Source organism: Serratia sp. CY55921, from assembly GCF_052167655.1.
GTDB lineage: Bacteria > Pseudomonadota > Gammaproteobacteria > Enterobacterales > Enterobacteriaceae > Serratia > Serratia ureilytica.
This window is the reverse complement of the sequence record NZ_JBJNMU010000019.1, coordinates 1-1307: the sequence shown is the minus strand read 5'-3', so window position 1 is coordinate 1307 and position 1307 is coordinate 1. Positions and strand designations below refer to the sequence as shown.

The 1307-nt window shown below is 53.0% G+C and carries 1 rRNA gene; it reads right to left on the bottom strand.

Annotation, left to right across the window (positions count from 1 at the left end):
• Positions 1-1307, bottom strand: a 23S ribosomal RNA gene (locus ACJ8M3_RS24740); the annotation flags it as partial.

Below are 1307 nucleotides of genomic sequence, written 5' to 3'. Positions count from 1 at the left end.
TGACCACCTGTGTCGGTTTGGGGTACGATTTAATGTTACCTGGAGCTTAGAGGATTTTCCTGGAAGCAGGGCATCAACTACTTCTGCACCGTAGTGCATCGTCATCACGCCTCAGGGTTAGTATGCAACCGGATTTACCAGGTCACACCCCCTACACGCTTAAACCGGGACAACCGTCGCCCGGCTAGCCTAGCCTTCTCCGTCCCCCCTTCGCAGTAACACCAAGTACAGGAATATTAACCTGTTTCCCATCGACTACGCTTTTCAGCCTCGCCTTAGGGGTCGACTCACCCTGCCCCGATTAACGTTGGACAGGAACCCTTGGTCTTCCGGCGAGCGGGCTTTTCACCCGCTTTATCGTTACTTATGTCAGCATTCGCACTTCTGATACCTCCAGCAACCCTCACAGGCCACCTTCAACGGCTTACAGAACGCTCCCCTACCCAACAACGCCTAAGCGTCGCTGCCGCAGCTTCGGTGCATGGTTTAGCCCCGTTACATCTTCCGCGCAGGCCGACTCGACCAGTGAGCTATTACGCTTTCTTTAAATGATGGCTGCTTCTAAGCCAACATCCTGGCTGTCTATGCCTTCCCACATCGTTTCCCACTTAACCATGACTTTGGGACCTTAGCTGGCGGTCTGGGTTGTTTCCCTCTTCACGACGGACGTTAGCACCCGCCGTGTGTCTCCCGTGATAACATTCTTCGGTATTCGGAGTTTGCATCGGTTTGGTAAGCCGGGATGGCCCCCTAGCCGAAACAGTGCTCTACCCCCGAAGATGAGTTCACGAGGCGCTACCTAAATAGCTTTCGGGGAGAACCAGCTATCTCCCGGTTTGATTGGCCTTTCACCCCCAGCCACAAGTCATCCGCTAATTTTTCAACATTAGTCGGTTCGGTCCTCCAGTTAGTGTTACCCAACCTTCAACCTGCCCATGGCTAGATCACCGGGTTTCGGGTCTATACCTTGCAACTAGTCGCCCAGTTAAGACTCGGTTTCCCTACGGCTCCCCTATACGGTTAACCTTGCTACAAAATATAAGTCGCTGACCCATTATACAAAAGGTACGCAGTCACACCACGAAGGTGCTCCCACTGCTTGTACGTACACGGTTTCAGGTTCTATTTCACTCCCCTCGCCGGGGTTCTTTTCGCCTTTCCCTCACGGTACTGGTTCACTATCGGTCAGTCAGGAGTATTTAGCCTTGGAGGATGGTCCCCCCATATTCAGACAGGATGTCACGTGTCCCGCCCTACTCATCGAACTCACGACCTGTGCATTTTAGTGTACGGGGCTATCACCCTTT